28 protein-coding genes are annotated in these 25,278 nt (G+C 68.6%); 3 read left to right on the top strand and 25 right to left on the bottom strand.

The window, feature by feature from the left end:
• Position 1: 1 nt before the first annotated feature.
• The 7 genes from trbJ to ACODS4_RS13250 form a co-directional block, all read right to left on the bottom strand.
• Positions 2 to 727 (bottom strand): P-type conjugative transfer protein TrbJ, encoded by a 726-nt coding sequence (gene trbJ, locus ACODS4_RS13280; RefSeq protein ID WP_488864328.1) that lies wholly within the window; start codon positions 725 to 727, stop codon positions 2 to 4.
• On the bottom strand, positions 724 to 3,144 hold the full coding sequence (gene trbE / locus ACODS4_RS13275) for a conjugal transfer protein TrbE (protein ID WP_488864326.1): 2,421 nt from the start codon (positions 3,142 to 3,144) through the stop codon (positions 724 to 726). Before trbE ends, trbJ begins: the two co-directional genes overlap by 4 nt.
• 3 nt (positions 3,145 to 3,147) lie before the next feature.
• The gene (locus tag ACODS4_RS13270; RefSeq protein WP_488864324.1) at positions 3,148 to 3,417 is read right to left on the bottom strand and encodes a VirB3 family type IV secretion system protein; all 270 of its coding nucleotides are present in this window, start codon (positions 3,415 to 3,417) and stop codon (positions 3,148 to 3,150) included.
• The gene (locus ACODS4_RS13265) at positions 3,414 to 3,749 is read right to left on the bottom strand and encodes a TrbC/VirB2 family type IV secretion system protein (RefSeq protein ID WP_488864322.1); all 336 of its coding nucleotides are present in this window, start codon (positions 3,747 to 3,749) and stop codon (positions 3,414 to 3,416) included. Before ACODS4_RS13265 ends, ACODS4_RS13270 begins: the two co-directional genes overlap by 4 nt.
• Positions 3,746 to 4,726 (bottom strand): P-type conjugative transfer ATPase TrbB, encoded by a 981-nt coding sequence (gene trbB, locus ACODS4_RS13260; protein ID WP_488864320.1) that lies wholly within the window; start codon positions 4,724 to 4,726, stop codon positions 3,746 to 3,748. The genes ACODS4_RS13265 and trbB overlap by 4 nt, the downstream gene beginning before the upstream one ends.
• Positions 4,727 to 4,919: 193 nt before the next feature.
• Positions 4,920 to 5,366: a ribbon-helix-helix protein, CopG family gene (locus ACODS4_RS13255; protein WP_488864318.1), complete on the bottom strand. Its 447-nt coding sequence runs from the start codon at positions 5,364 to 5,366 to the stop codon at positions 4,920 to 4,922.
• 14 nt (positions 5,367 to 5,380) lie between these two features.
• Entirely contained in the window at positions 5,381 to 7,378 is a 1,998-nt protein-coding gene (locus ACODS4_RS13250; protein ID WP_488864316.1) for a conjugal transfer protein TraG, read from the bottom strand.
• Positions 7,379 to 7,423: 45 nt separating this feature from the next.
• Between ACODS4_RS13250 and ACODS4_RS13245 the strand changes: the two genes are divergently transcribed.
• Positions 7,424 to 7,645 (top strand): hypothetical protein, encoded by a 222-nt coding sequence (locus tag ACODS4_RS13245; protein ID WP_488864314.1) that lies wholly within the window; start codon positions 7,424 to 7,426, stop codon positions 7,643 to 7,645.
• A gap of 3 nt (positions 7,646 to 7,648) precedes the next feature.
• Here ACODS4_RS13245 and ACODS4_RS13240 read toward each other — a convergent pair whose 3' ends face one another.
• From ACODS4_RS13240 to ACODS4_RS13195, 10 genes are all read right to left on the bottom strand, one after another.
• Positions 7,649 to 9,406 carry a relaxase/mobilization nuclease domain-containing protein gene (locus ACODS4_RS13240; RefSeq protein ID WP_488864312.1) on the bottom strand — a complete coding sequence of 586 codons (1,758 nt, stop codon included), beginning with the start codon at positions 9,404 to 9,406 and terminating at the stop codon, positions 7,649 to 7,651.
• A 152-nt stretch (positions 9,407 to 9,558) separates the two neighbouring features.
• On the bottom strand, positions 9,559 to 10,482 hold the full coding sequence (locus ACODS4_RS13235) for a lytic transglycosylase domain-containing protein (RefSeq protein WP_488864310.1): 924 nt from the start codon (positions 10,480 to 10,482) through the stop codon (positions 9,559 to 9,561).
• Between the two features lie 4 nt (positions 10,483 to 10,486).
• Positions 10,487 to 10,822, bottom strand: a complete 336-nt coding sequence (locus ACODS4_RS13230) for a DUF736 domain-containing protein (RefSeq protein WP_488864308.1) — start codon at positions 10,820 to 10,822, stop codon at positions 10,487 to 10,489.
• Positions 10,823 to 10,888: 66 nt separating this feature from the next.
• Complete coding sequence (locus tag ACODS4_RS13225; protein ID WP_488864306.1) at positions 10,889 to 11,431, bottom strand: S26 family signal peptidase; 543 nt, start codon at positions 11,429 to 11,431, stop codon at positions 10,889 to 10,891.
• The gene (locus ACODS4_RS13220) at positions 11,428 to 11,937 is read right to left on the bottom strand and encodes a DUF2840 domain-containing protein (protein WP_488864304.1); all 510 of its coding nucleotides are present in this window, start codon (positions 11,935 to 11,937) and stop codon (positions 11,428 to 11,430) included. The genes ACODS4_RS13225 and ACODS4_RS13220 overlap by 4 nt, the downstream gene beginning before the upstream one ends.
• Before the next feature lie 106 nt (positions 11,938 to 12,043).
• Positions 12,044 to 13,159, bottom strand: coding sequence for a replication initiator protein A (locus tag ACODS4_RS13215; protein WP_488864302.1), 1,116 nt, complete (start codon positions 13,157 to 13,159; stop codon positions 12,044 to 12,046).
• A gap of 11 nt (positions 13,160 to 13,170) precedes the next feature.
• Positions 13,171 to 13,452: a helix-turn-helix transcriptional regulator gene (locus tag ACODS4_RS13210; RefSeq protein ID WP_488864300.1), complete on the bottom strand. Its 282-nt coding sequence runs from the start codon at positions 13,450 to 13,452 to the stop codon at positions 13,171 to 13,173.
• Positions 13,453 to 13,589: 137 nt separating this feature from the next.
• Positions 13,590 to 13,922, bottom strand: coding sequence for a DUF2285 domain-containing protein (locus tag ACODS4_RS13205; RefSeq protein ID WP_488864382.1), 333 nt, complete (start codon positions 13,920 to 13,922; stop codon positions 13,590 to 13,592).
• Positions 13,923 to 14,067: 145 nt separating this feature from the next.
• The gene (locus ACODS4_RS13200; RefSeq protein WP_488864298.1) at positions 14,068 to 14,382 is read right to left on the bottom strand and encodes a transcriptional regulator domain-containing protein; all 315 of its coding nucleotides are present in this window, start codon (positions 14,380 to 14,382) and stop codon (positions 14,068 to 14,070) included.
• 125 nt (positions 14,383 to 14,507) lie between these two features.
• Positions 14,508 to 14,756 (bottom strand): DNA -binding domain-containing protein, encoded by a 249-nt coding sequence (locus ACODS4_RS13195; protein WP_119830174.1) that lies wholly within the window; start codon positions 14,754 to 14,756, stop codon positions 14,508 to 14,510.
• Between the two features lie 284 nt (positions 14,757 to 15,040).
• Here ACODS4_RS13195 and ACODS4_RS13190 point away from each other — a divergent pair, with 284 nt between their 5' ends.
• Together ACODS4_RS13190 and ACODS4_RS13185 are read left to right on the top strand one after the other, a co-directional pair.
• Positions 15,041 to 15,283 (top strand): type II toxin-antitoxin system Phd/YefM family antitoxin, encoded by a 243-nt coding sequence (locus ACODS4_RS13190; protein ID WP_488864296.1) that lies wholly within the window; start codon positions 15,041 to 15,043, stop codon positions 15,281 to 15,283.
• A gap of 11 nt (positions 15,284 to 15,294) precedes the next feature.
• Positions 15,295 to 15,729: a type II toxin-antitoxin system VapC family toxin gene (locus ACODS4_RS13185; RefSeq protein ID WP_119830172.1), complete on the top strand. Its 435-nt coding sequence runs from the start codon at positions 15,295 to 15,297 to the stop codon at positions 15,727 to 15,729.
• Positions 15,730 to 15,784: 55 nt separating this feature from the next.
• Here ACODS4_RS13185 and ACODS4_RS13180 read toward each other — a convergent pair whose 3' ends face one another.
• The 8 genes from ACODS4_RS13180 to ACODS4_RS13145 all read right to left on the bottom strand — a co-directional run bounded on the left by ACODS4_RS13180 (position 15,785) and on the right by ACODS4_RS13145 (position 24,727).
• Complete coding sequence (locus ACODS4_RS13180) at positions 15,785 to 15,922, bottom strand: hypothetical protein (RefSeq protein ID WP_488864293.1); 138 nt, start codon at positions 15,920 to 15,922, stop codon at positions 15,785 to 15,787.
• 314 nt (positions 15,923 to 16,236) lie between these two features.
• A complete protein-coding gene (locus ACODS4_RS13175; RefSeq protein WP_488864291.1) occupies positions 16,237 to 16,509 on the bottom strand; it encodes a hypothetical protein in 273 nt (90 codons plus the stop codon).
• A 67-nt stretch (positions 16,510 to 16,576) separates the two neighbouring features.
• Positions 16,577 to 16,906 (bottom strand): DUF736 domain-containing protein, encoded by a 330-nt coding sequence (locus ACODS4_RS13170; RefSeq protein ID WP_298367242.1) that lies wholly within the window; start codon positions 16,904 to 16,906, stop codon positions 16,577 to 16,579.
• A gap of 174 nt (positions 16,907 to 17,080) precedes the next feature.
• A complete protein-coding gene (locus tag ACODS4_RS13165) occupies positions 17,081 to 17,239 on the bottom strand; it encodes a hypothetical protein (RefSeq protein ID WP_488864289.1) in 159 nt (52 codons plus the stop codon).
• A 270-nt stretch (positions 17,240 to 17,509) separates the two neighbouring features.
• Complete coding sequence (locus ACODS4_RS13160; RefSeq protein ID WP_488864287.1) at positions 17,510 to 17,938, bottom strand: hypothetical protein; 429 nt, start codon at positions 17,936 to 17,938, stop codon at positions 17,510 to 17,512.
• Between the two features lie 164 nt (positions 17,939 to 18,102).
• Entirely contained in the window at positions 18,103 to 19,032 is a 930-nt protein-coding gene (locus ACODS4_RS13155; protein WP_488864285.1) for a DUF2493 domain-containing protein, read from the bottom strand.
• Between the two features lie 308 nt (positions 19,033 to 19,340).
• Entirely contained in the window at positions 19,341 to 20,402 is a 1,062-nt protein-coding gene (locus tag ACODS4_RS13150; protein WP_488864283.1) for a DUF7146 domain-containing protein, read from the bottom strand.
• Positions 20,399 to 24,727 (bottom strand): strawberry notch-like NTP hydrolase domain-containing protein, encoded by a 4,329-nt coding sequence (locus tag ACODS4_RS13145; RefSeq protein ID WP_488864281.1) that lies wholly within the window; start codon positions 24,725 to 24,727, stop codon positions 20,399 to 20,401. The genes ACODS4_RS13150 and ACODS4_RS13145 overlap by 4 nt, the downstream gene beginning before the upstream one ends.
• Between the last annotated feature and the right edge of the window lie 551 nt (positions 24,728 to 25,278).

Raw genomic sequence — 25,278 nt, 5'->3', positions numbered from 1 at the left:
GTCACTCCCCGAACATGGTCACGGCGTGGGGGGCGTAGCCGCTGCGGGTGGAGAAACGCCGGTACTGAACTTGGCCCTGGGATTCGGCGCTGGCGGTCCGCGCCTGTTCCAGAGCGTCGGCGCGCGCCTTGGCCGCCAGCAGGGCGGTCAGGTCGGAGAGCTGCTGGGATTGCAGGGCGAGGAGCTGGTTCCCGGCCTGGGCGGCTTGGAGCGCGCCGCTGGCCGACTGGCTGGCCGAGACCAGCGCCGTCATGGCGTCGGTGGCGTCGTCGATGTTGCCGACCACGACGGCCTGGGTCTTCAGGGAATCCTCGAAAGCGCCGACGGAGGTCTTCCAACGGGTCTGGGCGTCGGCGATCAGGGCGGCGTCGGAGGAGGACGGCGCGGCGGCGCCGTAGGGGCCGGAGAACGCGGTTTCGATCCGCTCGACGTCGTAGGCGATGGTCTGGGCCTGGGCGATCAGGCGCTGGGTGCGCTGAACCGAGGTCAGCAGGCCGGACAGCGTCGAGGTCGGCAGGCGTTCCAGATTCCTGGCCTGATTGGCCAGCATCTGGGCCTCGTTGGTCAGGGAGGCGATCTGGTTGTTGATCTGCTCCAGGGCGCGGGCGGCCTGGATGACGTTCTGGGCGTAGTTGCTCGGGTCGAAGACCGTCAGGGCCTGGGCGGACGACAGCGTCAGTCCGGCGGTCAGCAGCGGCACGCACAGACGGGAACGGCGCTTGGTCATGGCGCGGCCTCCAGGTTGGTCAGGTTGGGGATGAGGTCGGCGGCCCAGCCGAGGCGGCGCTCGCGCAGCCAGGCGGCGGCGAAACCGTCGCGCCCATGCTCGGCGATCACCCTGTCGATGGCGGCGTGGTCGGCTTTGCCGGAGGCGGCGCAGAAGGCGAGGGCCACCGGCCCCAGACCCAGCTCGAACAGCCGGTTGCCCTGGCGCGATTGTCCGTAATAGTCGCGCTTCGGCGTCGCGCGGGCGATGATGGCGATCTGGCGGTCGTTGAGGCCGAAGCGGCGGTAGATGGCGGTGATTTGCGGTTCTATGGCGCGGTCGTTGGGCAGGAAGACGCGGGTCGGGCAGCTTTCGACGATGGCCGGGGCGATGGGGTTGTCGGCGATGTCGGAGAGCGACTGGGTGGCGAAGACGACGCTGGCGTTCTTCTTGCGCAGCGTCTTCAGCCATTCGCGGAGCTGCTGGGCGAAGGTGGGATCGTCGAGGACCAGCCAGCCCTCGTCGATGATCAGCAGGGTGGGGCGACCGTCGAGCCGCCCCTCGACGCGGTGGAACAGATGGGTCAGCACGGCGGGGGCCGCGCCGCCGCCGATCAACCCTTCGGTCTCGAACGCCAGAACGTCGGCGTCGCCCAGCCGTTCGCTTTCGGCGTCGAGCAGCCGCCCGAAGGGGCCGCCGACGCAATAGGGCTGAAGGGCCTGTTTCAGGGCGGTGGATTGCAGCAGCACGGCGAGGCCGGTGAGGGTGCGCTCTTGCTCCGGGGAGGAGGCCAGGGATCCCAGCGCCGACCACAGACGCTCCTTGACGGCGGCGTCCACCGTCACCCCTTCCCGGCTGAGAATCCCGGCCACCCAGGCGGCGGCCCACGCCCGTTCCGCCGGATCGTCGATGCGGGCGAGCGGTTGGAGGGCGACGCCGCCGTCGCCGCCCAAATCATGCCAGTCGCCGCCCATCCCAAGCGCGGCGGCGCGGATCGACCCGCCGAAATCGAAGGCGAAGACCTGCGATCCAGGGTAACGCCGGAACTGCAACGCCATCAAGGCCAACAGCACCGACTTTCCGGCCCCGGTCGGGCCGACCACCAGCGTGTGGCCGACATCGCCGACATGCAGGACGAAGCGGAACGGCGTCGACCCTTCCGTCTTGGCGAAGAACAGCGGCGGGGCTTGGGCATGCTCATCCCGTTCCGGCCCAGCCCACACCGCCGACAACGGGATCATGTGGGCGAGGTTCAGGGTGCTGACCGGCGGCTGACGGACGTTGGCGTAGACATGGCCGGGCAGCGACCCCAACCAGGCCTCCACCGCGTTCAGGGATTCGGGCATGCATGTGAAGTCGCGGCCCTGGATGACCGTCTCGACCAGCCGCAGCTTTTCGGCGGCGAGACCGGAATCCTCGTCCCAGACCGTCACGGTGGCGGTGACGTAGGCCTGCCCGACATCGTCGGCGCCCAACTCCTGCAAGGCCGCGTCGGCGTCGGCGGCCTTGTTGGCGGCGTCGGAATCGACCAGGACGGCGGCCTCGTTGGTCATCACCTCCTTCAGGATGGCGGCGATCGATTTCCGCTTGGCGAACCATTGGCGGCGGATGCGGGTCAACAGCGCTGTCGCCTCGGTCTTGTCGAGCAGGATGGCGCGGGTGGACCAGCGGTAGGGAAAGGCGAGCCGGTTGAGGTCGTCGAGAATCCCCGGATGGGTGGCGGTGGGAAAACCTGTCACCGTCAGGGTGCGCAGATGGGCGGCGCCGAGCCTGGGTTCCAGCCCGCCGATCAAGGGCTGGTCGGCCAGCAGCGCGTCGAGATGCATCGGGATCTCCGGCGCCCGCACGCGCTGCGTCTTGGTGGAGATGGTCGAATGCAGATAGGTCAGGGTTTCGCCGTCGTCGAGCCAGGCCACCTCCGGGACGAAACCGTCGATTAGGCGCAGCATCCGGTCGGTGCGGTCGATGAAGCCGCGCAGCCAGTCCCACGGATCGACGCCGCGCGCCGCTTTGCCCTCAAAGAGCCAGCCTTCAGCCCGTCCGGCCTCGTCGCTTGGCGGCAACCACAGGATGGTGAGGAAACAGCGGCTCTCGAAATGCAGCCCGTCCTGCTCGAAACCGTCCCGCCGCTCCAGATCGACCAGGGCCGAGGCGGGATCGGGGAACCGGCTGTCCGGGTAGTCCGTCGCCGTCCGGCGGTCGGCCTCGACGAACAAGGCCCAACCGGAGCCAAGGCGGCGCAGGGCGTTGTTGAGGCGGGCGGTGACGCCGACCAGTTCGGACGGGGTGGCGCTGTCGAGGTCCGGCCCGCGAAAGCGCGCGGTGCGCTGAAAGCTGCCGTCCTTGTTGAGCACCACGCCCGGCGCCACCAGCGCCGCCCAGGGCAGGACATCGGCGAGACTGGCCGGGCGATGGCGGTATTCGCTGAGGTTCAGCATCGCCTACACCCCGAGATGGGCCGGGTGACGGAGGTGGCGGCGGGCCACCTCGACGAATTGCGGGTCGTGCTTGGCCGCCCAGACGGCGGCGGCGTGCCCGACGACCCAGAGGATCAGGCCAGGGATCCACAGCCGCAGGCCCAGCGCGATGGCGGCGGCCAGGGTCCCGTTGGCGATGGCCACGGCGCGCGGCGCGCCGCCCAGCAGGATCGGTTCGGTCAGCGCCCGGTGGACCGGAACGTGGAAGCCGGGAACGGGGTTGGCGTCCATCATCGGATCAGCGCTCCGCCGCTAAAGGAGAAGAAGGACAGGAAGAAGCTGGAGGCGGCAAAGGCGATGGACAGGCCGAAGACGATTTGGATCAACCGCCGAAAGCCGCCCGAGGTGTCGCCAAAGGCGAGCGTCAGGCCGGTGACGGTGATGATGATGACCGAGATGATCTTGGCGACCGGCCCCTGGACGGATTCGAGGATCTGTTGCAGCGGCGTCTCCCACGGCATTGAGGATCCCGAGGCGTGGGCGGCGGGAGTCCAGGCCAGGGCAACAAAAGTGACGGCGGCGGCGGTCGCCAGATGGCGGCGGACGCGCAGGGCGAATCGGCTCATGAGACGTCTCCAGTGGCGGTGAGGGACAGGACGCGGTAGTCGCCGGTGAGGGGATCGAGACCGGCGACTTCGGCCAGTTCGACCAGGCGGCGATTCCGTCCCCGACCGGCCAGAACGGCGATGAGGTCGATGGTGTCGGCGATCAGGGCGCGGGGCACGACGACCACCGCCTCTTGAATGAGCTGTTCAAGACGACGCAGCGCGCCGAGGGCGGACCCGGCGTGGATGGTGCCGACGCCGCCGGGATGGCCGGTGCCCCAGGCCTTCAACAGGTCGAGCGCCTCGGCCCCGCGCACCTCGCCGATGGGGATGCGGTCGGGGCGCAGACGAAGGGCGGAACGGACCAGATCGGACAACGAAACGACGCCGTCCTTGGTCCTGAGCGCCACCAGATTGGGCGACCGGCATTGCAACTCGCGGGTGTCCTCGATCAGCACCACCCGGTCGGCGGTCGTGGCGATTTCGGCCAGAAGCGCGTTGGTCAGGGTGGTCTTGCCGGTCGAGGTGCCGCCCGCCACCAGGATGTTCTTGCGGGCGGCGACCGCCCGGCGCAGGGTTTCGGCCTGCCCGGCGGCCATGACGCCGGTGGCGACATAGTCGTCCAGGGTGAACACCGCCACCGCCGGTTTGCGGATGGCGAAGCAGGGGGCCGCGACCACCGGCGGCAGCAGTCCCTCGAAGCGCCCCCCACTTTCCGGCAGTTCGGCGGAGACGCGGGGGGCGCCGGGGTGAACCTCGGCGCCGACATGATGCGCCACCAGCCGGACGATGCGCTCGCCGTCGGTCGGCGGCAGGGTGGCCCCGGTGTCGGCCAGCCCGTCCGTCAACCGATCCACCCACAGCTTGCCGTCGGGGTTGAGCATCACCTCGACGACGGCCGGGTCTTCGAGGAAGGCCGCGATGGCCGATCCCAGTGCGGTGCGCAGCATGCGGGTGCTGCGGGCGAAGGCTTCGGACTGGGTGGCGGCAGGGGTCATGATCATCCCCGGTCTGGGCCGATCCCGTGAGGGTGGGATCGGTGACGGGGATGATTAGAAGAACCAGAATTCAGTCAGGCGCAACATGGGCTTGGTGGTAGTAGGGCCTTGGCGCGCAAAGACAGGGGATTGGCGGAATTGCTGACGGTTGAGGACGTGCGAGGGTGGGCGACGGTGAAGCCAGGAGCGAATGTTAAGCGTCACCCTCGCCCCCTTGCTCATTCAGTTCCGACTCCCACCCGTCAACATCCTCGGGAATCTCCCGCAGGAAGCTTTGGCCCTTCTGGAGCCGCCGCCCCAAGGTCTCGATGAAATTCTCGAAACGCGCCCGGCCTTTGATCTGGGCGCTGGCCTGGGCGTCCTCGGGCAAGGGTGGGGTGACGGTCAGCCAGAAGCGGACGAACAGCGCCAGGGTTTCGGCGGTGATGCCGAGATCGCGTTCCAGCCGCTGGGCTTGACGCGACAGCCGGTCGAGGCGGCGGGTGAAGGCCGCCTCCCGCCGGTCGGCGCCGTCGGGGGAGAGGAAGGAGGCGACGGCGGCCTCGACGATGGCCGAGCGGGAGAGCTTGCGGCGGTCGGCCAGTTCGCCGATCTCGCGCAGCATGGCCGGAGGAAAAGAGACGTTCAGTCGGCTGCGCATGGGGCCTCACAGTCCTAGATTGTTGGGCCAAGATCATCGGCGGGATCGAGGGCGGCTTGGCGAGCCACCCCTTGCATGCGCCGACGCAGGGCTTGGCGCTGTCGGGCGGCGTCTTCCGGGGCGTCGTCCTGGACCAGGGCGAACTCGTTCACGGGCTTTGCGTCACGCGGTTTCGCGGCGATGTCGACATGCTCGGGAAGGTCGGGCTCGCGGCGCAGGCCGCCGTTGGCGCCGTCTTCCTCGGCTTTCTCGATTTCGGCCAGCAAGCCCGGATCGGGGTTGCGCGGCGGCAGGGGCGACCAACCATCGCCCCGTGACGAGACTCCGCAAGATCGGGGATCGGGCGGCGGCAGAACGCGCTCGGCGAATCGTCGGTCTTCGTAATAGCGGGCTTTCTTCGCCCGCACCGGCGGAGCGCCGGACACCATGACGATCTCGTCGGTGGGGGGCAATTGCATGACCTCGCCGGGGGTGAGCAAGGGCCGCGCGGTTTCGGAGCGCGACACCATCAGATGGCCTAGCCAGGGCGACAGGCGGCTGCCGGCGTAATTTTTCATCGCCTTCATCTCGGTGGCGGCGCCCAGCGCGTCGGAGACCCGCTTGGCGGTGCGCTCGTCGTTGGTGGCGAAGCTGACCCGGACGTGGCAGTTGTCGAGGATCGCGTTGTTCGGGCCATAGGCCCGCTCGATCTGGTTGAGCGATTGGGCGATCAGGAACGCCTTGATCCCGTAGCCCGCCATGAAGGCCAGGGCGCTTTCGAAGAAATCGAGACGGCCCAGGGCGGGGAACTCGTCCAGCATCATCAGCAGGCGGTGGCGCTGGTCCTTGGCGTGCAGATCCTCGGTCAGACGGCGGCCAATCTGGTTGAGCACCAGACGGATCAGCGGCTTGGTGCGGCTGATGTCGGATGGCGGCACCACCAGATAGAGGGTGGCCGGGGCGCGGTCGGCGACCAGATCGGCGATCCGCCAGTCGCACCGCCGGGTGACGTCGGCCACCACCGGGTCGCGGTAGAGGCCGAGGAACGACATGGCGGTGGACAGCACGCCGGAGCGTTCGTTGTCCGATTTGTTGAGCAGTTCCCGCGCCGTCGAGGCGACCACCGGGTGCGGCCCGGCCTCGCCGAGATGGCGGGTGGTCATCATCGCCCGCAAGGTTTTCTCGATGGGACGTTTGGGATCGGACAGGAAGGCGGCGACACCGGCCAGAGTCTTGTCCGCCTCGGCGTAAAGGACATGCAGGATGGCGCCGACCAGCAGGGAATGGCTGGTCTTCTCCCAGTGGTTCCGCTTGTCGAGCGATCCCTCGGGATCGACCAGGACGTCGGCGACGTTCTGCACGTCGCGGACCTCCCCAGCGCCGCGTCGCACCTCCAGCAAGGGGTTGTAGGCGGCGGAGCGCGGGTTGGTCGGATCGAACAGCAGCACCCGACCGTGGCTGGCGCGGAAGCCGGCGGTGATCCGCCAATTCTCGCCCTTGATGTCATGGACGATGGCGGATCCGGGCCAGGTCAACAGCGAGGGCACCACCAAGCCGACGCCTTTGCCGGAGCGTGTGGGCGCGAAGCACAGCACATGCTCCGGCCCGTCGTGGCGCAGATAGGCGCGCTCCAGCCTTCCCAGCACCAAACCGTCCCGACCGAGAAGACCGGCGGCTTTCACCTCCTTCTGGTTGGCCCAACGGGCGGAGCCGTAGGTTTCGGCCTTTTTGATCTCACGCGCCCGCCAGACCGACATGGTGATCGCGACGATGACCGCCAAGATGCCGCCCGACGCGGCGACGCAGCCCCCCTCGGTGAAGACATCGGGCGCGTAGGCGTCGTAGGCGTACCACCACCAATAGAAGATCGGCGGGTGATAGACCGGCCAGCCGAACAGGGTGAACCAGGGGGAGCCGAGTTCAGGCTGAAAGCCGAGCCGCCAGGCCGTCCATTCGGTGGCGCCCCAGGTGGCGGCCAGCACGATCAGCAGGACGGCGATAATCTGACCCCAAAGGATCCTGGTGGCGGACATGATCGCCTCCATCATGACAGACCATGACATCGACCGAAGGAAACCGTGATTTCAAGCCGTGACGGTCGCGTGTCGTGGAACCGGATGCGGGAGGGCGCAGATACAGGAGAAGGACGGGCACGGGCTGCGCAACGCGATGTTCGGCGGTACAACATCGCGGTCTATGACCGCGCTCTGTTCAAGCTCGCCGCCGGGTCACGGCGCAAGCTGTCCGCCTGCCCCGAACTGGCGCTGGTTCTTGATCGCTGCCGCATCGCCATTCTCTGAGCCTCAAAGTCCCAAGTCCCGTTTCCGCCCGATGCTCCATTCGATGCCGCCACCGGCTTTGGCGACGCCGGAGACGCGCTGGCCGAGCTTGGTTTCGATCTCGCGCGACCAGGGGACGAGTTGGAAGCCCAGTCCAGTGTCGATCATCGCGAAGCGCCCGGACGACAGCGTCAGGCGTTGGCGGTAGACGCCTGAAACAGGGTCGCCAGCGTCGGCGCTCTGGTGGGGGAGTCCGGTCTTGGCGGCCAGTTCGGCGCCCGCCGCGTCCAGGTCCCGTCGCCGCAGGGTGGCCAGCAGGTTGGGCTGGAAGACGATCCGGTCCTTCTGGCGCCGGGCCAACCCCTCGGCGATCAGATGCTCGGCGCGGGCATCCAGCGCCGTGTGCGTCTCGGCGCCAAAACCGCCCATGGCCAGGGGCGTCGCCGTGCGCTCGACCAGACGGTGGTCGAGCCAGGTGGCGCCGGGCGCGGCGATCTGGCGGTCCAGATCGAAATCGGAGCGGTGGGCCAGGACCAGGGTGGGGCGTTCCTCTTCCGGGTCGCCAAAGCGGCGCACCTCCACAATGCCGCCCGGCGGCGGGGCGTGCGCGAAGGCCGCGACGCTGGGGAAGCGGACATGATGGGCGCGACCGTCGATGCCGTCGATCACGGCGTAGGCTTCGCCGGTCAGTTCGTCGTGCAGCCCCCGGCCCACCAGCCGACCGATGATCGGCGCGTCGCCGCCAATCCAGTCGACGGTGTAATCGGCGACGCCACGGTCCTGGCCCCGTTCGGTGAAGGCGCGGTGCATGGTCTTGATGATGTCGCCGCGCAGGCCGAGGTCGCGGAGCTTTTGTTCGGCCTCCAGCGCCACCACCCATTCGCCGGGGCGGCTTTGCGCGGCCAGCCCCATCCGTTCCAGGCGCTGAAGCCGACCGACCATCAGGCGGCGGATGTCGGAATCGGATTCGCTGGAGGCGTCGGGCCGCAGGTCGATGCCGCCCAGATCGTCGGCGGCGAAGCGGATCTCGGCGTCGAGGCGGGTCCAGCGTTCGGCGCCGACCTCGCGTTCCAGGGCGTGGCGGATGGCGTGTTCGGGGCGGGGGCCGAGTTCAATCGACACCAGATCCTCGGCGCGCGAGCGCAGCCCGTGGCTGATGTAGTCGCGGGCGATGACCAGATCGGCCCCGGCATCATCGACGCCGCGCACCAGCAGGTGGACATGCGGGTTGTCGGTGTTCCAGTGGTCGACGGCGACCCAATCCAGCGTGGTTCCCAGATCGGCCTCCATCTGCCGCGCCAGATCGCGGGTGAAGGCCTTGAGGTCGACCATCTCTCCGGCGTCCTCGGGCGAGACGGTGAAGCGGAAATGGTGGCGGTCGTCCTGGCAGCGCTCGGCGAAGGCGGCGTCCTCGGCGCGCTCCGACCCGGCGTCGAACATCACGCCCTTTTCGCCGTCCCGGGTGACGCCCTCGCGCTTGAGATAGGACAGATGCGCGGTGAGCGGGGCCGAGCGGAAGGCTTTGCCCTGGTGGCGAACGACGCGCGCCTTGACGACGACGCGCCGGGTTGGGGTGAACAGGCGGGATCGGCTGAAGCGGATCCGTCCGCGCCCGAAGCCCGAACGCCCAACGGAGCCTTTGCCGCCGCCCGTCTGGCCGGAGACATGTCCCGCCGTTTTGGCGGCGCGCAGCACCTGATTGAGAAAGCTCTTGGCTTGCGGCGAGCGGGTGGAGCGGATGCGTCCTGGGCGGACCTTGACGTCACCGTCGTCTTTGTTCATCGGGGGCGGCTTTCGCTTTGGTTTGCTCGCCGGGAGCCGGTTGGGCCGTTGACATCATGGGGAAATTTGGCGGAAGCGGCCCCGCTCCGACCGACCGGCTCGCGGAATTGCAAGCCCTGTCAAGGGCTTGAAATGATCGCGGCGACCGGCTTTTATCTTGCCGTCCGGTGGTCGTGGTCGTCCGATCCTCCCGCCTGACCGTTCGTCCCATCCGTTGGCGCGCCAGGGTTCGTCAGGGCGCGGGGACGGCTTGCCGACAGATCGGCACGGGACGGAGCGACGAACAGCCCCTCCGGTTGTGGCAGGATGGCGGACGGATCGCGCGTGGCGGAGACCGCTGTCAGGCCGTTGGACGGTTGACCAAACCGCGCCGGATTGACGGTCGGTCTGCGGTCCACCAGCACGACGAACAGCGGCGCGGCGGTCCAGGTTGGGGGATGCGTCGCGCCTTCTGTTCCCACCGGGACCGGCTGTCCGGCGCTATGCTGTCCGGCGCCGTCAAGCAGGGGGGCAAGCGTCGCCAGATAGGCGCGCGTCTCGTCTGGCAAGGGACGTCCGCTGCGACGCTCCTCGTAGCGTCCGGGACCGGCGTTGTAGGCGGCGAGGAAGCCCGGTGATCCGTAGCGGTCCAGCAGGTCGCGCAGATAGCCGGCGCCGCCCAGGATGTTGTCGCGCGGATCGAACGGGTCGTCGCCCAGGGCATGGCGGACGCGCAGTTCCTCCCAAGTGGCGGGCATGATCTGCATCAGGCCCATGGCCCCGGTGGGCGAGACGGCGCGCGGATCGCCGCCGCTTTCCGCCCGCATCACGGCGCGTATCCAGGTGGTGGGAAGGCCGAACCGTCGCGACGCCTCGGCGATGGCGGCGGCCACCGGATCGTCCGGCGGATGGCGGTCCAGCGGCGCCATGGACGCCGTTTGCGCGGCGTCGCCCGCCTGGGCGAAGGCGGGCGGGCTGAGCAGGCAGGTCAGGCCGGAAAGGAGAAAGGGGAGGGAGCGCCGGGCGGTGCGCGACCACGTTACGGCACGGTTGACGGCGGCCCGCTTGACGGTGAGGGGATGGGACGGCGATGGCATGACGTCAGCCCCGGTCGTCGCGTTTGGACGGACGGTTCCAGTGCAGCGTCCAGAGCGTCTTGTCGGTGGGCGACTGGAACAGATTGGCGCGCATCGGTTGGCTGAAGGCCGGGTCGTCGAGCAGCAGCGAGACGAAATGTCCGGCCTTTTCGCTGCTGCGCTTCCAGCCCGCTCCAACCTCCGGCCCGTCTTCCGTGTCGAGATGGACGCGGTAGTCGGGCGCGTTCTCGGCGTCCGACGCCGTCGCCGGAACCAGGACCAAGGAGACGTCGAGAGTGAGCGTGCGCAAACGACCGTCGAAGCCGGATGGGCTGCGGGTGAAGTGACCGATCTGGGACATGGCGTGTGCTCCTGAAAGGGGGTGAAGAGGGGAGGATGGGCATGGGCGTAGGCCACGGGGGGGCGTTCAGCGCGCCGCCGCGCGTTCGTCGAAAGCGCCGTCTCCAGCCTCGTCGGTGAGCAGCGGTTGCGCGCGACCGAGCAGCGTGGCCGCCGGGACCGGCCCGAAATAGCGGCCATCGAGGCTGTCGGGATGACGGTTGAGCAGGAAAATCTCGCCGGGCCGCAGCGTCAGGCAGCCGCTCCAGGTCGGCAGCGGACGCCCGAGATGGTCGTGGCGCCGCGCCGTGGCGGCGGTGGTTCCGTCGATGGTGACGGTGACGCCGGAGCGGCAGACGGTCTGTCCCGGCAACGCCGCCACCCGCTTCAGCAGCGGCACGCCCTGGGGCAGATAACCGCCCTGGTCGAGGAAAGCGGCCAGCGGCTCGGTCGGTCGGACGACGACCAGATCGCCGAGCGCCGGAGCGCCATCCGGTCGCAAGGCGTAGAGGCCGACCGGCGCGCTGGCCGTGACGTTCCACAGCAGTTGCGGCGTCACCGACAACAGAGACAGGCCGCCGATGGCGAGGACGGAAAAACACATGGTGACGGCATAACCGAAACGGGTCATGGCGCCGCCCTCCGGCGCAGGAGGAAGGCCCGGTGCTGGAGGCGGCTGTAGGGGCGCGGCTCCTGACCAGCGGTCAGGCGGTTGTGGAGATGCCGCCAATGATCGGGGGAAACCTCGGTCGGATCGATGCCGATGGCTTCGATGGCGTCGATCGCTTGCAGCACCCGCTCGACCTTCGGCCAGCCGCCGATGGCGAGCAGGATTTCGCCGCCGGGCCGCACCGAGGGCACGGTCTGATGGGGCTGTCCGGGCGTGACGGCGCGCAGGATGGCGACGCGGGACAGGATCGTGCCATGCTCGTTGGCGACCCAGCGGACGAAGGCGAAGACGCTGTCCGGGGAGAAAGACAGGACGCGGCGGCGGCGGTCGATGATCCGTTCCTCGGCCGCGTCGCCAAATCGGATCCAGTGTTCGACCCGCTGTTCGATCCAGATCAGGTTGACATGCGTCAGACGGTCCGGTGGCGTGGCCGCGTCCTGCGAATGGGAGAGGGCTGAGTCGGTCATGCCGTATCTCCGGGCGTGCGTTCGGCGTCGCCAGGGCGGGTGGTGAACGCGCGCTTGGTCCGCGTTGTTTTTCCGGTTCCATCCCCCTGGTTGAGCCGGGCGGCGATCATGGCCGCCCTCCCGGTTTGCGGGGAGGCGAACGCGTTTGCGTGCCGGGTTTCAGGGGCGGGTCGGGATTGCGTTTGTCCGGACCACAACAAAGACTCTTATTAGACTCTGTATTAGAGTCTTTATTACGAGGGCGAATTCTCATGTCAGGCCAGAGGGTTAACGGGTGTTCGCACGCCCGAAGTCCCGATAGCCCAACGCCTGAAGTCCCGATGCTCGCGACGCCCGAAGTCCCGATGCCGTCCACAGGGTCACGAAACTTGCCCACCGGGTTATCCACCGATTCTGTGGATAAATCGGTCGGCAGGATGCGCAGCACGTCACGTTGGCCATCGCGCTTGAGACCGAGCCGATAACCGGGCAGAGCCTGCCGCAGGACGATGCGGCGGATGTCGCAGGCGAAGTCCGCCAAACGGGCGAGGCTGCCGGATTTCTGGTGCAGATGAGCGATGTCAAACCGCCAGCCCTGCGCCTGGTGGCCGGCGTGCTTGCGGGCGACGCGGTAGAGCCAGCGTTCGATGCCGCCGGTGAGACGGAAATAGGCCGGGTCGATGCTCAAGATCAGGGAACGGTCGATGACGCCGCGATAGAACCAGTCGGGCAGGACGATCTCCATGCCCTCGGCCCGACCGTCGCGCCGGGTCATCTCCTCCCATTCCTTGATCCAGGAGAATTGACGCAGACGCCAATGCTCGCCCTGGCGGATGGTGGTGCGGATCACAGTGGATTGCAGCCGGACCAGGGCGTTCTTGAGCAGCCTGTAGTCGCGGGCGCCGGTCTGGCGACCGACGGCGGTGAGGAGCTGGTAGGGGATGAAGCGCAGGAAACGGGAGGTTTTCAGCCCCGCCGTCTCCGCCGCGACGATCTGGCTGGCGGCCCAGATCAGCAGGTCGGCGTCCCAGATGGTGGCCATCCCGTGCTCGGCGACGGCGAAGACTTCGACGCGCACGGCGCCAGCCTCGTAGAGAATCGGCGCCACCCGTTTGGCCTTGGCCAGCGAGAAGAAGGGGCGCTCCATCAGGTCGCGCTGGTCGCGCGGCGCGGCGTCGCCCGTGGCCACGACGAACGGGTCGAGGCGGGAACGTTCGCTGGAAGCGAGAAGACGGCCAACCATGGCGACGCTCCTCAGCGGAGCCGCTGGCCGGTGGCGTGAAAGCCGGTGGCGGGCCGGGGCTTGGCGGCGCTGAGCGCGCCGTTGGGGTCGGAGGTCGAGGTGACGGCGCCACGGTTGGCCCAGGACTGGAGGTCCTCCAGGGCGTAGACGACGCGGCCACCCAGCTTGCGGTAGGCGGGGCCGGTGCCGTAGGTGCGGTGCTTTTCCAGGGTGCGGCCGGACAGGCCGAGGAATTGCGCGGCTTCGGGGGTGCGCAGGAAGCGCGGCGGGAGACTGGCGAAATCGGGCTTCATGATCGTGCCTCCGTGCTGTCGGCGTTGCCGCTGGTGGTCAGCGGCGGGCAGGGGCCACGGTGGCGAACAAGGGCCGGGAAGGGGGAGGGGGAAGAAAGCCATGCCTAATTCCCACCCCCTGGCCGGTGGTCCATGGGCTATGATCCCCGGTGTCGGCGGCGAAGAAGCGCGCGGTAGCCCCCGGCGATCATGGCGACCGCGTCCTTGACCAAATCCATGGTGAGGTCGCGCAGCGGCGACGTCTTCCATGGATGGTCGTTCACCCGCTCGACGCCGAAGATGGTTTTGGCGATGTCGCGGTAGCCAGCGCCGCTCATCCGCCCGTCAACCGCTTGCAGCATGTGGCGGGCGCGGCGGCGTTGCTGGGCGGTCAGACGGGTGTCGGAGGGAATCGGGCGACCGAGCCGGGCGCGCAGCAGCCGGGCGATGGAGACCAACCGATCCGGGCCATCGTTGTCGAGAGGAACCAGGGCGGCGAGCGGTTGATTGGCGGTGGCTGGGGCAAGCCGGAGCAGTTGAAGCCGGTCGCCGTCGCCAAGGTCGACATGGAGATGCAGGCCGAGGTCGTCCGTTCGCCCTTCGTCGACCGTCAGCGCTTGGAAATGGACGGCCTGGTCAAGCAGGACGGACGGGGTGGGGACCAGCAGGACGACGGCGGTGTGGTCGGACGGCGTCCAGAAGATTGGCGTGTCGATGGCGCGCGCGCTGGGTCTGATCGGGAAATCGCAACCCCCAACAGGTCGGCCACGTCACCGTGTCGCGACTGTGGCGTTGCTGGGACGCCAGCGTCCGGGCATGGTCACGGTGGTCAATCTGGTAGCGGGTGTTGCGACGCAGCCATTCCCAGGCGAGTTCGGCTGCGGAGATGGCGCCGATGTAATCATAGCTTGCCGCAACCCGCCATTGTGAGGTGTCCGGAGTCATGGTCATCTCCACATCCCACACCGCACATCTCGGTGCCCGCAAGGACAGTTTGGCGGGCAAAACCGCGCGTTGAAGAGGGCGCGGCGTGAACAGGCGTCGCCAGCGCGGCAACAGGATCGCTTGGGGGAGCCTTAACGGAGCAGAAGACGATAGCCGCTCTCGCTCATCCAACGGGCGCGGGCGAGATGGGAGTCGTGAACACGCTTGGCGCGCTCCGGTTCACGACGGGGATCAAGGCCGAACAGGACAGAAACGGCTTCCTCCCACGGCGCGCCGTCGGTGGCGGCGTCCAGCAGACGCAGATACAACGTCATATGCTCACGGTCATACGGTGTGAGTGTTGCGCTTTGCGGCGGCTCGTCCAGATAGCTTTGAGGCATAAGAGTATCCTTCCTATGGGGTATTCTAATCGATTGCGCGTTCAAGGCCATCCGGTTCGCGGCGCGGCGCCGGTTCGGCCCGCCTTGCGCAAGGGATCGCCACGCCCTGGGCGCGAAGACCCGGCACGGGGCTTCGTGGAGCCGGACAACCGGCGGAACAGAGCCCGGTCCGGCCTTGGCCGGATGCGCCCGTCTTTCGGTTCGACCGACGGCGATCCGGCTTGATCTCGGGGGGTGCAGGACCCCATATGACCACAGTGGTCACATCTTGCGGGGGGGCGCTCATGCGTGAAATTCAGCTTCGGGAGGCCAAGGCCAGCCTGTCGGCCGTGATCGATGACGCGGTGCGCGGCGAACCCGCCATCATCACCCGGCATGGCAAGCGGGAAGCGGTGGTTCTCAGTTTTGCCGAATGGGAGCGCTTGTCCCAGGCGCCGTCCTTTGGCCGCTTGCTGATGAGCGCGCCGCTGACGCCCGAGGACGTGCCGACGCGCGACGCCGCGCCCATGCGCGACTCCGGCTTCTGAGGTCGCCGCCCGTGTATTTGGTCGACACCAACGTCCTGTCCGCTGGCGCGCCCTCCAAGGTCGCGTCGACCGACCTGTTGGCCTGGATGGACGAGCGGTCGGCGCGGCTTTACCTGTCGGCGGTGACGGTGGCGGAGGTCGAGGACGGCGTCGCCAAGCTGCGGCGGGAAGGGGCGACGCGCAAGGCCGCCGATCTGGAAGCGTGGCTGGAGGCGCTGCTGCATCTCTACAGCCGCCGCATCCTGCCATTCGATCTGGCGGTGGCCCGGGTGGCGGGGCGGCTTTCCGATCAGGCGCGGGGTCAAGGCCAAGCCCCGGGATTCGCTGACATCGCCATCGCGGCGACGGCGCGGCATCACGGATTGACCATCCTGACCCGCAATCTTCGGCATTTCGCGCCATTGGGCGTCGATGTGATCGATCCCTTTTCGGCTTTGCCCCGGTAGGTCGGACAGGTCGGGCCGCTCCGCCCACCCCCTGGCGCCGCTGGTTTGGGAGGCGCTATCGCGGCTCCCTGGCCAGACGGCGGGCGAGTTCCTCGCAGGCCGCCTTCAGCTCACGTTCGATCTGGCGGCGCTCCTGGCGTGCGCCGTGTCGGAGTTCGGCGCGCAGTTCCTCGATGTGCTGTTCGAGCGTCATCGTCATCTCCCTCGACGGGTGTGAAAGACGACGCCCGCGTCTGGGCGGGAGGGGGACGGGTCAAGGCTCGCGCCTGCGACCGGCGCAGCCGGCGCGCGGAGGAGCCGATTTTGTTGGGGGGCGTCGTTTTCGACGATCCCCAACAAAATGGGAGGGGCCGCGCGGCCTTGAGGCGTCCGGCTGACGCCTGGCACACTGGGGCGATCTGAGCAGACGGTGTTGTCTTTTGGCGGCTACGGCGGTGAGTCTTGGCCGTGTCGCCCACATCAAACCGCCGCCTGACGCGCCTCGGAGGGCGCGTCAGGCGGCGGCGGTCAGACAGACCGGATGCGGTCGAGGATCAGCAACGCCCGCAGATCGGGCGGGATGGTGGCCCAGGGAGCGATCAGCGCGATGGCGTCGTCCACCGCGAGGATGTCGCTGAAACTGGCGCCGCGCCAAAGGATCTCGTGCCCGTCCTCCCCCTCGTCGCGGGTCGGGTCAAGGACCTGGACGAAGTAAGTGCCGAGAGGGCGATCCCAACCGATGGCGATGTCAAGGTGGCTGTGGACGGCGTCGTCCGCTTCGATGTCGTAGCGGCTCATCATCTGCGCTCCTGCGTGAGGGAATGGCCGACCCCGCCCGGATGGACCGGGCGGGGCGTCGTCCGGGTGGTCACTCGCCGTTGCGGCGGCCCTGGGGGCGGGACCAAATGAGGCTGAAGCCCTCGCCATCCTCGTCGCCGACCAGGTTGGCGTAGATCGGCGCGGTGAAGCTCGGATCGTCCAGCTTGAGGCCCAGATAGTCGCGGCCTTCGCCGGAGCGTTTGGACCAGGCGGCGCCGATCTCGACGCGGCCGATGAAGACGCGGTGGCTGGGGGCGTTCTCGCCGGTGGCGCGGGCGTCGGGGACGACGCGGACGTTCTTGGCCTGGACGCTGAGGGTGACGATCTCGCCGGTGTAGTCGTTGCCGCCGGTCTTCTTGAAGGTGCCGATGGTCGCCATAATCCGTCTCCGTGATGTCTGTCTTCGGGGCCGCCCCATGCGGCCTCGATGGTGATCGCCCGGCCCAGGACGACTGGCGGCGCACCCCTTGCGGGCCGCAGCGCAGCGGAGGACGGCGGCGGGGGGAACTTTCTTGAGGCGCGAGGAATGGGCGCAGCCCAGGGGAAGAAAGTTTCAACGCCGCCGTTGCGCCATAGGCGGTCGAGGCGTCAGCCGCTCTTGGGCCAGATCAGCCCATCGGAGAGGCCGTTTGGGGAGACCGGACTGGACGGCCATGGTCAGGGAGACGATGGCGACCACCACCGGGGCCAGCAAGACCGACGGCGCTCCCATCCGACGGGGGCCTCCTCCCGCCCAGGACGGCGAGAACCGTATCGCCCTTCTTGCCAGCCCTGCCGTGAAACCCCAGGTTCCACCGTGAGCGCTGGGCGGTGCGGGATGAGGGTGTCCGCCAGAACGGGGCCGGCGGATGAGGACAAATCCGGGGCGGGCGACGAACCGTTTCGGTGCGCTCGTGCCACCGGACGGCTTGACGGGTGTGGTTGTATGCCGTCGTCCGTTGGTTCCGCTATCCGGGCGGGCAGGGTGGAATGCAGGCCCTGGTCATGTCCCCGGCTGCGCCGTGACGGCGGTCATGCCGCTGATCCGCAGCAGGGCGGTGACGCCGACCGCGATGGCCCCGACGACGGAGAAGACCGTCTGCCAGACGGGGGACGGCATGGCCATCTGGGTGACGCCGTGGGTGGCGCTGTAGCCAGCCACGACCGCCGGGACGGTGTAGATGGCGACGATCAGCAGCCGCGCCCAGTTCCAGGGCACGGCGATCAGCAACCATTGCCCAACGCCGAAGGTCGCTCCGCCGGTCAGCAGACCGACGATGACGCCGCCCAACAGCCCGGCCCCCGTCTGGCAGGCCCAGACGCCGACATGGACGCCGACGACGGCGGGGAGGGCGTATACGGCAAGAGTGAACAGCAGCCAGCAGAAAAAGCCGATGGCGCTCAGGACGATGATGGGGCCGAGGACAAACATGGCGGCGTCTCCGTGAAAGGGTTCCAACGGATCGCGCCTTCCACCACCTCCACGGCGCGTGACAGAGTTTACCAACGCGGACGGCGCGGCGCGAGCGGGAACCCGGAAGGCTCCCGCTTCGCTCGTCGGCGTCCGCCTCTTGTCACAGGGCGGTGTGATGGCGTTCACGCGCCGCCCTTGCCGAACCGCATCACCGGGATGCCGAGGGCCTTGGCCTTGTCGGCGAGATTGTCCTGGATGCCGTTGCCGGGGAAGACGATGACGCCCACCGGCAGAACCGCCAGCAGCGCGTCGTTGCGCTTGAAGGGGGCGGCCTTGGCGTGCTTGTTCCATTCCGGGCGGAAGGCGATCTGAGGAACCTTGCGGTTGTCGGCCCAGGCGGCGGCGATGCGCTCGGCCCCCTTCGGACCGCCGCCATGCAGCAGCGCCATGTCGGGGTGCTTGGCTCGGACGCGGTCCAGCGTGTCCCAGATCAGCCGGTGGTCGTTGAAGTCGAGGCCGCCGGTGACGGCGATCTTGGGGCCGGGCGGCAGCATGACCTCGGCCTCGGCCCGCCTGCGGGCGGCGAGGTGATCGCGGCTGTCGATCATCGCGGCGGTCAGGGCGCGGTGGCTGACCATCGAACCGGCGTGTGGCCGCCAGCTTGAGCCGGTGTGGCGCTCGAACCGTTCGGCGGCGGCGTCGCGGAAGATCTCCATGGCGTCGCGGCGTTCGAGCAGGGTCATCCCCTCGGCAGTCAGGCGCTCCAGCTCCACCGATTTCACCTCCGAACCGTCCTGCTCCCGCTGTGAGCGCCGCTGGGCCTGCTCGTTGTCGTCCAGTTCCCGTTCGATCCGGGCGACGGCGCGGTGGAACAGGTTGACGGCGGACCACAGCAGGTTTTCGAGGTCGGGTTCCAGTCGGGTGTCGCCCAGGGTTCCGGCCAGGGCGTCGAAGATGTCGGAGACGGCCCCGACGATCAGGGCGCTGTCGGGCAGCGGTCGGGGATCGGGGTCGTCCTGGAAAGGACGCCAGCCATAGAGCTGGAGTTCGTCGAGAAGGTGGGCGGTGGAACTGGCGGCGTGCGGCGGTTCGTGGTCACAATCGGTGGTCATGGCGCTGTCCTTTGCCGGGTTGGCCGCGCCCCTCGCGGCCTTCATGGCGACGGACAGCCGCAGGCAGGGACGGTCCCGCACCCCACCCCAGTGGGGCCGGAGCGTCAGCGGAGGACGGCGGAGGGCGGCTATTTTGTGTCGCGATGGAACGGCGCGCAGCGCCGCCGGAAAATAGCCGACCGGAGCCGTTGCGGGAGCCGGGACGCCTGCGGCCCGATCGCCCTCTTGAAGGCCGGGGAGCGGCTGCCTTGGCGGGACAGGACAGCGTCGCGCCGAAGCGATGACCGCGCGCCGTCACCGGTTTCCGGTCAACCCGTCTCCGGCAAGACCGATCCGCGCATGAAACGGTCGACATCCTCCGGCGCGATCTGAATCCGAACGGCGGCGCGGAGGGCGTCAAGGCCAAGGCGGCGCAGATCGTCGTTGAAGTCCCCCAGCGTCGGCGACAGGGGGATCGCCTCGATCCCCGCCTCGACGGCCCTTGCGGTCAGGACGCTCTGGGCCGCCTCGCCCGCCGGGTCGGCGTCGAGGGCGATGTAGAGGCGACGCAGCCCGGCGCTGAACCGCAGGGCGGCGAGATGGGCGGCGGACAAGGCCGCCGCCATCGGCAGGCGGGGCAGGGCCATGCGCAACGCCAGCATGGTCTCGATCCCTTCGCCCGCCGCCAGGACGTCACGAACCGCGCTGAAGCGGACGGCGTGGCCCAGCAGGTCGCCCATCGCCCGGCGCGGGGTGGCGATGGGCGCTTTGTCCGCGCCGTCGGGGGTCAACCAGGTGCGGTGAACGCCCGTCAAACGACCGCTCACATCGGTGACGGCGGCGATCATCGCTGGTCGCGCCTCGGGCGGGCTGGCGTCGTCCGGGCGGCAGTGGCAGCGGGGGTGGAAACGCAAGCTGTCGGCGTCGTGCAGAGCCGTGATGCCGCGATTCCGCAAATAGGTCTCCACGACGGCGCCATGAATCGGGAGGGACATGGCGAACAGCCGTCGGGCCGCCTCACGCGACCCGGACGGCGCCGGAGGGGAGCGAGGGGCGGAGGGTGTGTCTGAGGCCTCTCGGGGCAGGCTGAGGAAGGCGCGGGCCTCGTCGGCGACGTCCTTGAAGTTCGACAGACCGCAGGATCGGCGAATGAGGTCCAGCAGATCGCCGTGCTCGCCGGTGGCGGCGTCGGTCCATTTGCCGACCGCTCCCTTGCCGCTCTCCGGCCCGGTCAGGCGGACGAACAGCGAGCGTCCGGGGCTGTTGAGGATGTCGCCGACCAGCCAGTAGCGCCCTTCGCGGCGACCGGCGGAAAGATAGCGACGGCACACCGCTTCCGCCTGACCGCCAAGGCGGCGGGAGAGGTCGGCGGCGTCGCCGCGTGTCGTCACGCCGCCCCCCGTTCGCCGACGCGCTGGATCGGGAAGCGCTTCAGCACCCGGGCCAACACCACCGGACCATTCGCATCGGTGGGAATGAACAGGCGCAGCTTCCAGGCGATGATCTCGTGGAACAGGCCATAAGCGGAAAGCCGTTCGCGCATGGCGTCGGTGAAGCCGGACAGTTCAAGACGATGGGCGGCCATCACCCGAACCCGACGAAGTTGAAGGCCCTCGGCGAGGTCGAGGATGGTTCGCCCTTCCATCAGAGCGGCGAAGGCGTCCGGCGGGAGCAGCGTGGTGGCGTCAATGGCCTCGCTGCCCGTCACCCAGGCGGGAGAAACGGCGCGTCCGATGATCCGTTCGCCGTCGTCGGTTTGGAGCCGGTAGACCCGTGTCGAACCGGCGGGCAGGCGTTTCCAGACCGGCAGCAGCAGGCCAGTGACCATGCGCAGCAGGCTGTCGGTGAACTCTGGAACCTCCGCCACCTCGGCGGTCCAGGCGGCGGCGAAAGCCTCCTGGTCGGCCTCGACCCAATGGGTCTCCGCCATCGCCGTCAGCGGCAGGGTGGCGACCTCCATCGGGCGCAGCAGGCGGACGCGGCGTTCGATCTCGCCGTCGTCGAGCATGACGCTGCGGGCCGGAACCTGCACGGCGGCGCGACCCGACCGTTGGTTGACCAGCAAGCGGGCGCGGGGATCGCTCAACGCCTCCAACGCCTCCTCCAGGCGGCGCGGGTGATTGCGCCGCCGTTGGCGGATGGTCAGCAGGCGGGTTTCCGCCCCGGTCCTGGGATGGACGTGGATGCTGTGGCGTTCGGTGACGGTGAAGCTTTCCGCCCGCAGCGTTTCCAACCCGACATCATGGGCGCCGCTGGCGATGGCCCCCTGGATGCGGGCGTCGAGCAGACGCTCGAAGGCGGTGAACAGCACGCCTTGCAAATCGAGGGTGAGGGCGAGCAGCCGGTTGAGGAAGGTGGTGATCGGCGGCAAAACATCCTTGAGGCCGCCCTCGTCCGTCAGCGTCAAGCCCGTCGCCGCCTCGAACACCGACAAGGGGCAGCCGTCGATCTTGCCGAGGACCAGCAACTGGTAGAGCTGGCGCAGGGCGTCGCGGGCGTAGGAGGATTCCAGATTGTCTTCGGGCCGGAACAGCCCTTGCCCGCCGGTCTGCCGCTGGCCGCGCGTGATGGCGCCCAGCGTGTCGAGGCGGCGGGCGATGGTGGACAGGAAGCGCTTTTCCGCCTTGACGTTGGTGGCGATGGGGCGGAACAGCGGGGGTTGGGCCTGGTTGGTGCGGTTGGTGCGCCCCAGCCCCTGGATGGCGGCGTCCGCCTTCCAACCCGGCTCCAACAGGTAATGCACCCGCAGCCGTTGATTCTTCGCCGTCAGGTCGGCGTGATAGCTCCGTCCGGTGCCGCCCGCGTCGGAGAACACCAGGATGCGTTTCCGGTCGTCCATGAAGGCCAGGGTTTCGGCGAGGTTGGCGGCGTCGGCCCGGCTTTCGACCTGAAAACGGTGGCCGTTGCGGATGATCCGGCGCGACCGCCCCGTCACCTCGGCCACCAGATCGACGCCGAAGCGCTGGACGATCTGGTCGAGGGCGCCGGGAACTGGCGGCAACGCGGCCAGCCGTTCGATCAGATCCTGGCGGCGGGCCAGCGCCTCACGGCTGTTGACCGGTTGGCCGTCACGGCGCACCGGCCGCGACGAGAGATTGCCGTCGCCATCGGTGAAGGGTTCATAAAGCTGCACCGGGAAGGAATGGGCGAGATAGTCGAGGACATATTCCCTGGGCGTGATGTCCACCTGGATGTCGGCCCAGTCCTCGGTGGGAATCTCGGCCAACCGGCGCTCCATCAACGCCTCTCCGGTCGAGACGATCTGCACCACGGCGGCGTGACCCTGTTCAAGGTCGCGCTCGATGGAACGGATCAGGGTCGGCGTCTTCATGCCGGTCAGCAGATGACCGAAGAAACGCTGCTTGGCGCTCTCGAAGGCCGAGCGGGCGGCGGACTTGGCCTGTCGGTTCAAGGTTCCGCTGTCGCCGGTGACGTTGGCGGCCCGCAGCGCCGCGTCGAGATGGTTGTGGATGATGGCGAAGGCCCCGGCATAGGCGTCGTAGATCGCCGCTTGTTCCGGCGTCAGGGCGTGCTCGACCAACTCATACTCGACGCCGTCGTAGGACAGCGAGCGGGCGGTGTAGAGGCCGAGCGCGCGCAGGTCGCGGGCCAGCACCTCCATCGCCGCCACGCCGCCCGCCTCGATCGCCTGGACGAACTCGGCGCGGGTGGCGAAGGGAAAATCCTCGCCACCCCACAGGCCAAGGCGCTGGGCGTAGGCGAGGTTGTGGACCGTGGTGGCGCCGGTGGCCGAGACATAGACCACGCGGGCGTCCGGCAGGGCGTGCTGAAGGCGCAGCCCGGCGCGCCCCTGCTGCGAGGGCGCCGGATCGCCCCGGTCGGACGCGACGCCTGCGGCGTTCTGCATGGCGTGGCTTTCGTCGAAGATGATGACGCCGTCAAAGTCGGCCCCCAACCATTCCACGATCTGGCGCACCCGCGAAACCTTGTCGCCACGGTCGTCGGAGCGCAGCGTGGCGTAGGTTAGAAAAAGGACGCCTTCCGACAGGGTGATCGGCCGCCCCTGGGCGAAGCGCGACAGCGGCGTGACCAGCAGCCGTTCCATCCCCAGCGCCGACCAATCGCGTTGGGCGTCCTCGATCAGCTTGTCGGACTTGCTGATCCACAGCGCCTTGCGGCGACCGCGCAGCCAGTTGTCGAGGATGATGGCCGCCGACTGGCGGCCTTTCCCGGCCCCGGTCCCGTCGCCCAGCATGAAGCCCTTGCGGAAACGCACGGCGTTGGGAGCATCGTCTGGAGCCGCCGACACCCTGTCGAAGGTCGCGTCCACCACCCACGCCCCGGCAAGATGGTCGGCATGGGCCTCGCCAGCATAGATCACAGTTTCGAGCTGGGCGTCGGACAGCCGACCGTCGTCGATCAGGCGGGGCGGCAGGCGTGGCCGATGGGTGGGCTTGGGCGGCGCCACCGAAGCCATCGCCGCCGACTGCACCAGCCTTGTGGGGTGGGGCTGGGCGCCGGGAATGCGGATCGACTGCAAGCCGTATTCCTCATAGAGGGCGTCGGTGAGGCGCACGCCCTCGGGCGGGGACCAGTCGATGGTTTCGTAAGCGAGATCGACCGCTTTCGCTTCATCGGCGGCGGGGTGGCGGGCCACTCTGGCGGGCCGAAAGCTGATGGGGCGGCGGGATGGGGACAGGGCCTCCGGTTTGAGGGTGGAACCGCCGCCGGGCAGCGTCAGGCGCGGCGGCAGTTGGGCCGCGATCCAGCCCAGCAGGGTGGCGACGTTGGGGGCGACGCCGGGGGAGGGCGGAAAGGCGGTCGGGTCGTCGGCGGGCCGCTTGTCGATGACCAGCAGGCGGGTGTCGACGCTGGAGCCGTGCCGGGCGTAGACCGCGCCGTCGATGGCGGCGGTGAACACCACCCGCCCGCGTTCCTGCAAGCGGACGAAGGCGTCGCGCCAAGCGGGCGCGTCCGGTGCGAAGCCCGCGCCGGTGATCGCCGCCAACCGACCGCCATCGGCCAGCCGGGCGAGCGCCGACGTGATGTGGCGGAGCGTGGTGTCGGCCTTCCGCCCGGCGACATGGACGGTTGCCGAGAAGGGCGGGTTCATCAGCACGACCGTAGGACTGATGTCGGTGGCCAGATGGTCGTCGATCTGGGCGGCGTCGAAGCGGGTGACGGCGACCGCCGGAAACAGGCGGGCGAGCAGCCCGGCGCGGGTGTCGGCCAATTCATTCAGGGCAAGGGCGGCCCCGGAGATCTCGGCGAAGATGGCGAGGAGGCCGGTTCCGGCGGAGGGTTCCAGCACCCGGTCGGCGGGGGTGAGCGCCGCCGCCGTGGCCACCGCCAGCCCCAAGGGGATCGGCGTCGAAAATTGCTGGTAGCTCTGGCTGTCCTCGGAGCGGCGGGTGTGGGTGGGCAGCAACCCGGCGATTCGAGCCAACAGCGGCAGGGCCGCCGCCGGAGAACCGGCTGTGCGGAACAGCGCCGCGCCGTATTTGCGCAGAAACAGAACCGTCGCCGCTTCGCCAGCCTCGTAGGCGGTCTTCCAGTCCCAAGCGCCATCAGCGTCGGAACCATCGAAGGCGCGGGTCAGGGCGTCACGCAACAGGGCGGCGTTGATCCGTCGGCCCTGTTCGAGATGGGGCAGGAGGCAGCGCGCCGCCCGATGGATGGCCTCGACCGGATCGGCGATGACAGAACGAGCGGGCGGCGCGGCCGGAACGGCTGCGGCAAACAATGACGCGGACATGGAAACGCCTCGGGAGAGCGGAAACGAGACGAGCCGATCCGGCGCTCTCTCGACCGCTCCGGCTCAATCCCGTTCCGGCGCCCCTCTGACTCTCAAGGCAGGCGCGTGTGTTTGGGGCGTGCGGCCCGTAATTTTGGGGGAAACCAGATGTTGAACTCGGCATAAGTGGCGTCTCTTATGCGCCAACAGCGGACATAGGCAGCCATCGGGTACCAGTATCAGAAGCTGGTTAGGAGACATGCCAAAATAACTGAGCGATTGTATTCCACTGAATGGCTTTCTGCTATTCAGGTTTCCTCGCAACAAACAGAGCAGTTATTTTGGTGTGTCTACTTAGCTGCGTCTGTGAGCATGGTGTTGGAGCCGTGGGGAGCCGGCCCCCGCCGGCCCCCGCCGGCCCCCGCCGGAGCCGCCGGAGCCGCCGGAACCGCCGGAGCCGCCGGAGTTGGCGTAGGCGGGTCTGTTGTCTTACCCGTACGTGGTGCGAAGCGGCTTCAATTCACTGGGTCAATCCACATATAAACTCACCTGATACGGATGACCTCTGCTCG

The sequence above is a fragment of the Azospirillum sp. FG154 genome (assembly GCF_057809575.1).
This window is presented reverse-complemented; position numbering and strand designations above follow the sequence as displayed.

Coding starts and splice junctions, on each gene's coding strand:
- trbJ (WP_488864328.1), bottom strand. CDS start 727: ATGACCAAGCGCCGTTCCCGTCTGTGCGTGCCGCTGCTGACCGCCGGA.
- trbE (WP_488864326.1), bottom strand. CDS start 3,144: ATGCTGAACCTCAGCGAATACCGCCATCGCCCGGCCAGTCTCGCCGAT.
- ACODS4_RS13270 (WP_488864324.1), bottom strand. CDS start 3,417: ATGATGGACGCCAACCCCGTTCCCGGCTTCCACGTTCCGGTCCACCGG.
- ACODS4_RS13265 (WP_488864322.1), bottom strand. CDS start 3,749: ATGAGCCGATTCGCCCTGCGCGTCCGCCGCCATCTGGCGACCGCCGCC.
- trbB (WP_488864320.1), bottom strand. CDS start 4,726: ATGACCCCTGCCGCCACCCAGTCCGAAGCCTTCGCCCGCAGCACCCGC.
- ACODS4_RS13255 (WP_488864318.1), bottom strand. CDS start 5,366: ATGCGCAGCCGACTGAACGTCTCTTTTCCTCCGGCCATGCTGCGCGAG.
- ACODS4_RS13250 (WP_488864316.1), bottom strand. CDS start 7,378: ATGTCCGCCACCAGGATCCTTTGGGGTCAGATTATCGCCGTCCTGCTG.
- ACODS4_RS13240 (WP_488864312.1), bottom strand. CDS start 9,406: ATGAACAAAGACGACGGTGACGTCAAGGTCCGCCCAGGACGCATCCGC.
- ACODS4_RS13235 (WP_488864310.1), bottom strand. CDS start 10,482: ATGCCATCGCCGTCCCATCCCCTCACCGTCAAGCGGGCCGCCGTCAAC.
- ACODS4_RS13230 (WP_488864308.1), bottom strand. CDS start 10,822: ATGTCCCAGATCGGTCACTTCACCCGCAGCCCATCCGGCTTCGACGGT.
- ACODS4_RS13225 (WP_488864306.1), bottom strand. CDS start 11,431: ATGACCCGTTTCGGTTATGCCGTCACCATGTGTTTTTCCGTCCTCGCC.
- ACODS4_RS13220 (WP_488864304.1), bottom strand. CDS start 11,937: ATGACCGACTCAGCCCTCTCCCATTCGCAGGACGCGGCCACGCCACCG.
- ACODS4_RS13215 (WP_488864302.1), bottom strand. CDS start 13,159: ATGGTTGGCCGTCTTCTCGCTTCCAGCGAACGTTCCCGCCTCGACCCG.
- ACODS4_RS13210 (WP_488864300.1), bottom strand. CDS start 13,452: ATGAAGCCCGATTTCGCCAGTCTCCCGCCGCGCTTCCTGCGCACCCCC.
- ACODS4_RS13200 (WP_488864298.1), bottom strand. CDS start 14,382: ATGACCATGACTCCGGACACCTCACAATGGCGGGTTGCGGCAAGCTAT.
- ACODS4_RS13195 (WP_119830174.1), bottom strand. CDS start 14,756: ATGCCTCAAAGCTATCTGGACGAGCCGCCGCAAAGCGCAACACTCACA.
- ACODS4_RS13190 (WP_488864296.1), top strand. CDS start 15,041: ATGCGTGAAATTCAGCTTCGGGAGGCCAAGGCCAGCCTGTCGGCCGTG.
- ACODS4_RS13180 (WP_488864293.1), bottom strand. CDS start 15,922: ATGACGCTCGAACAGCACATCGAGGAACTGCGCGCCGAACTCCGACAC.
- ACODS4_RS13175 (WP_488864291.1), bottom strand. CDS start 16,509: ATGATGAGCCGCTACGACATCGAAGCGGACGACGCCGTCCACAGCCAC.
- ACODS4_RS13170 (WP_298367242.1), bottom strand. CDS start 16,906: ATGGCGACCATCGGCACCTTCAAGAAGACCGGCGGCAACGACTACACC.
- ACODS4_RS13165 (WP_488864289.1), bottom strand. CDS start 17,239: ATGGGAGCGCCGTCGGTCTTGCTGGCCCCGGTGGTGGTCGCCATCGTC.
- ACODS4_RS13160 (WP_488864287.1), bottom strand. CDS start 17,938: ATGTTTGTCCTCGGCCCCATCATCGTCCTGAGCGCCATCGGCTTTTTC.
- ACODS4_RS13155 (WP_488864285.1), bottom strand. CDS start 19,032: ATGACCACCGATTGTGACCACGAACCGCCGCACGCCGCCAGTTCCACC.
- ACODS4_RS13145 (WP_488864281.1), bottom strand. CDS start 24,727: ATGTCCGCGTCATTGTTTGCCGCAGCCGTTCCGGCCGCGCCGCCCGCT.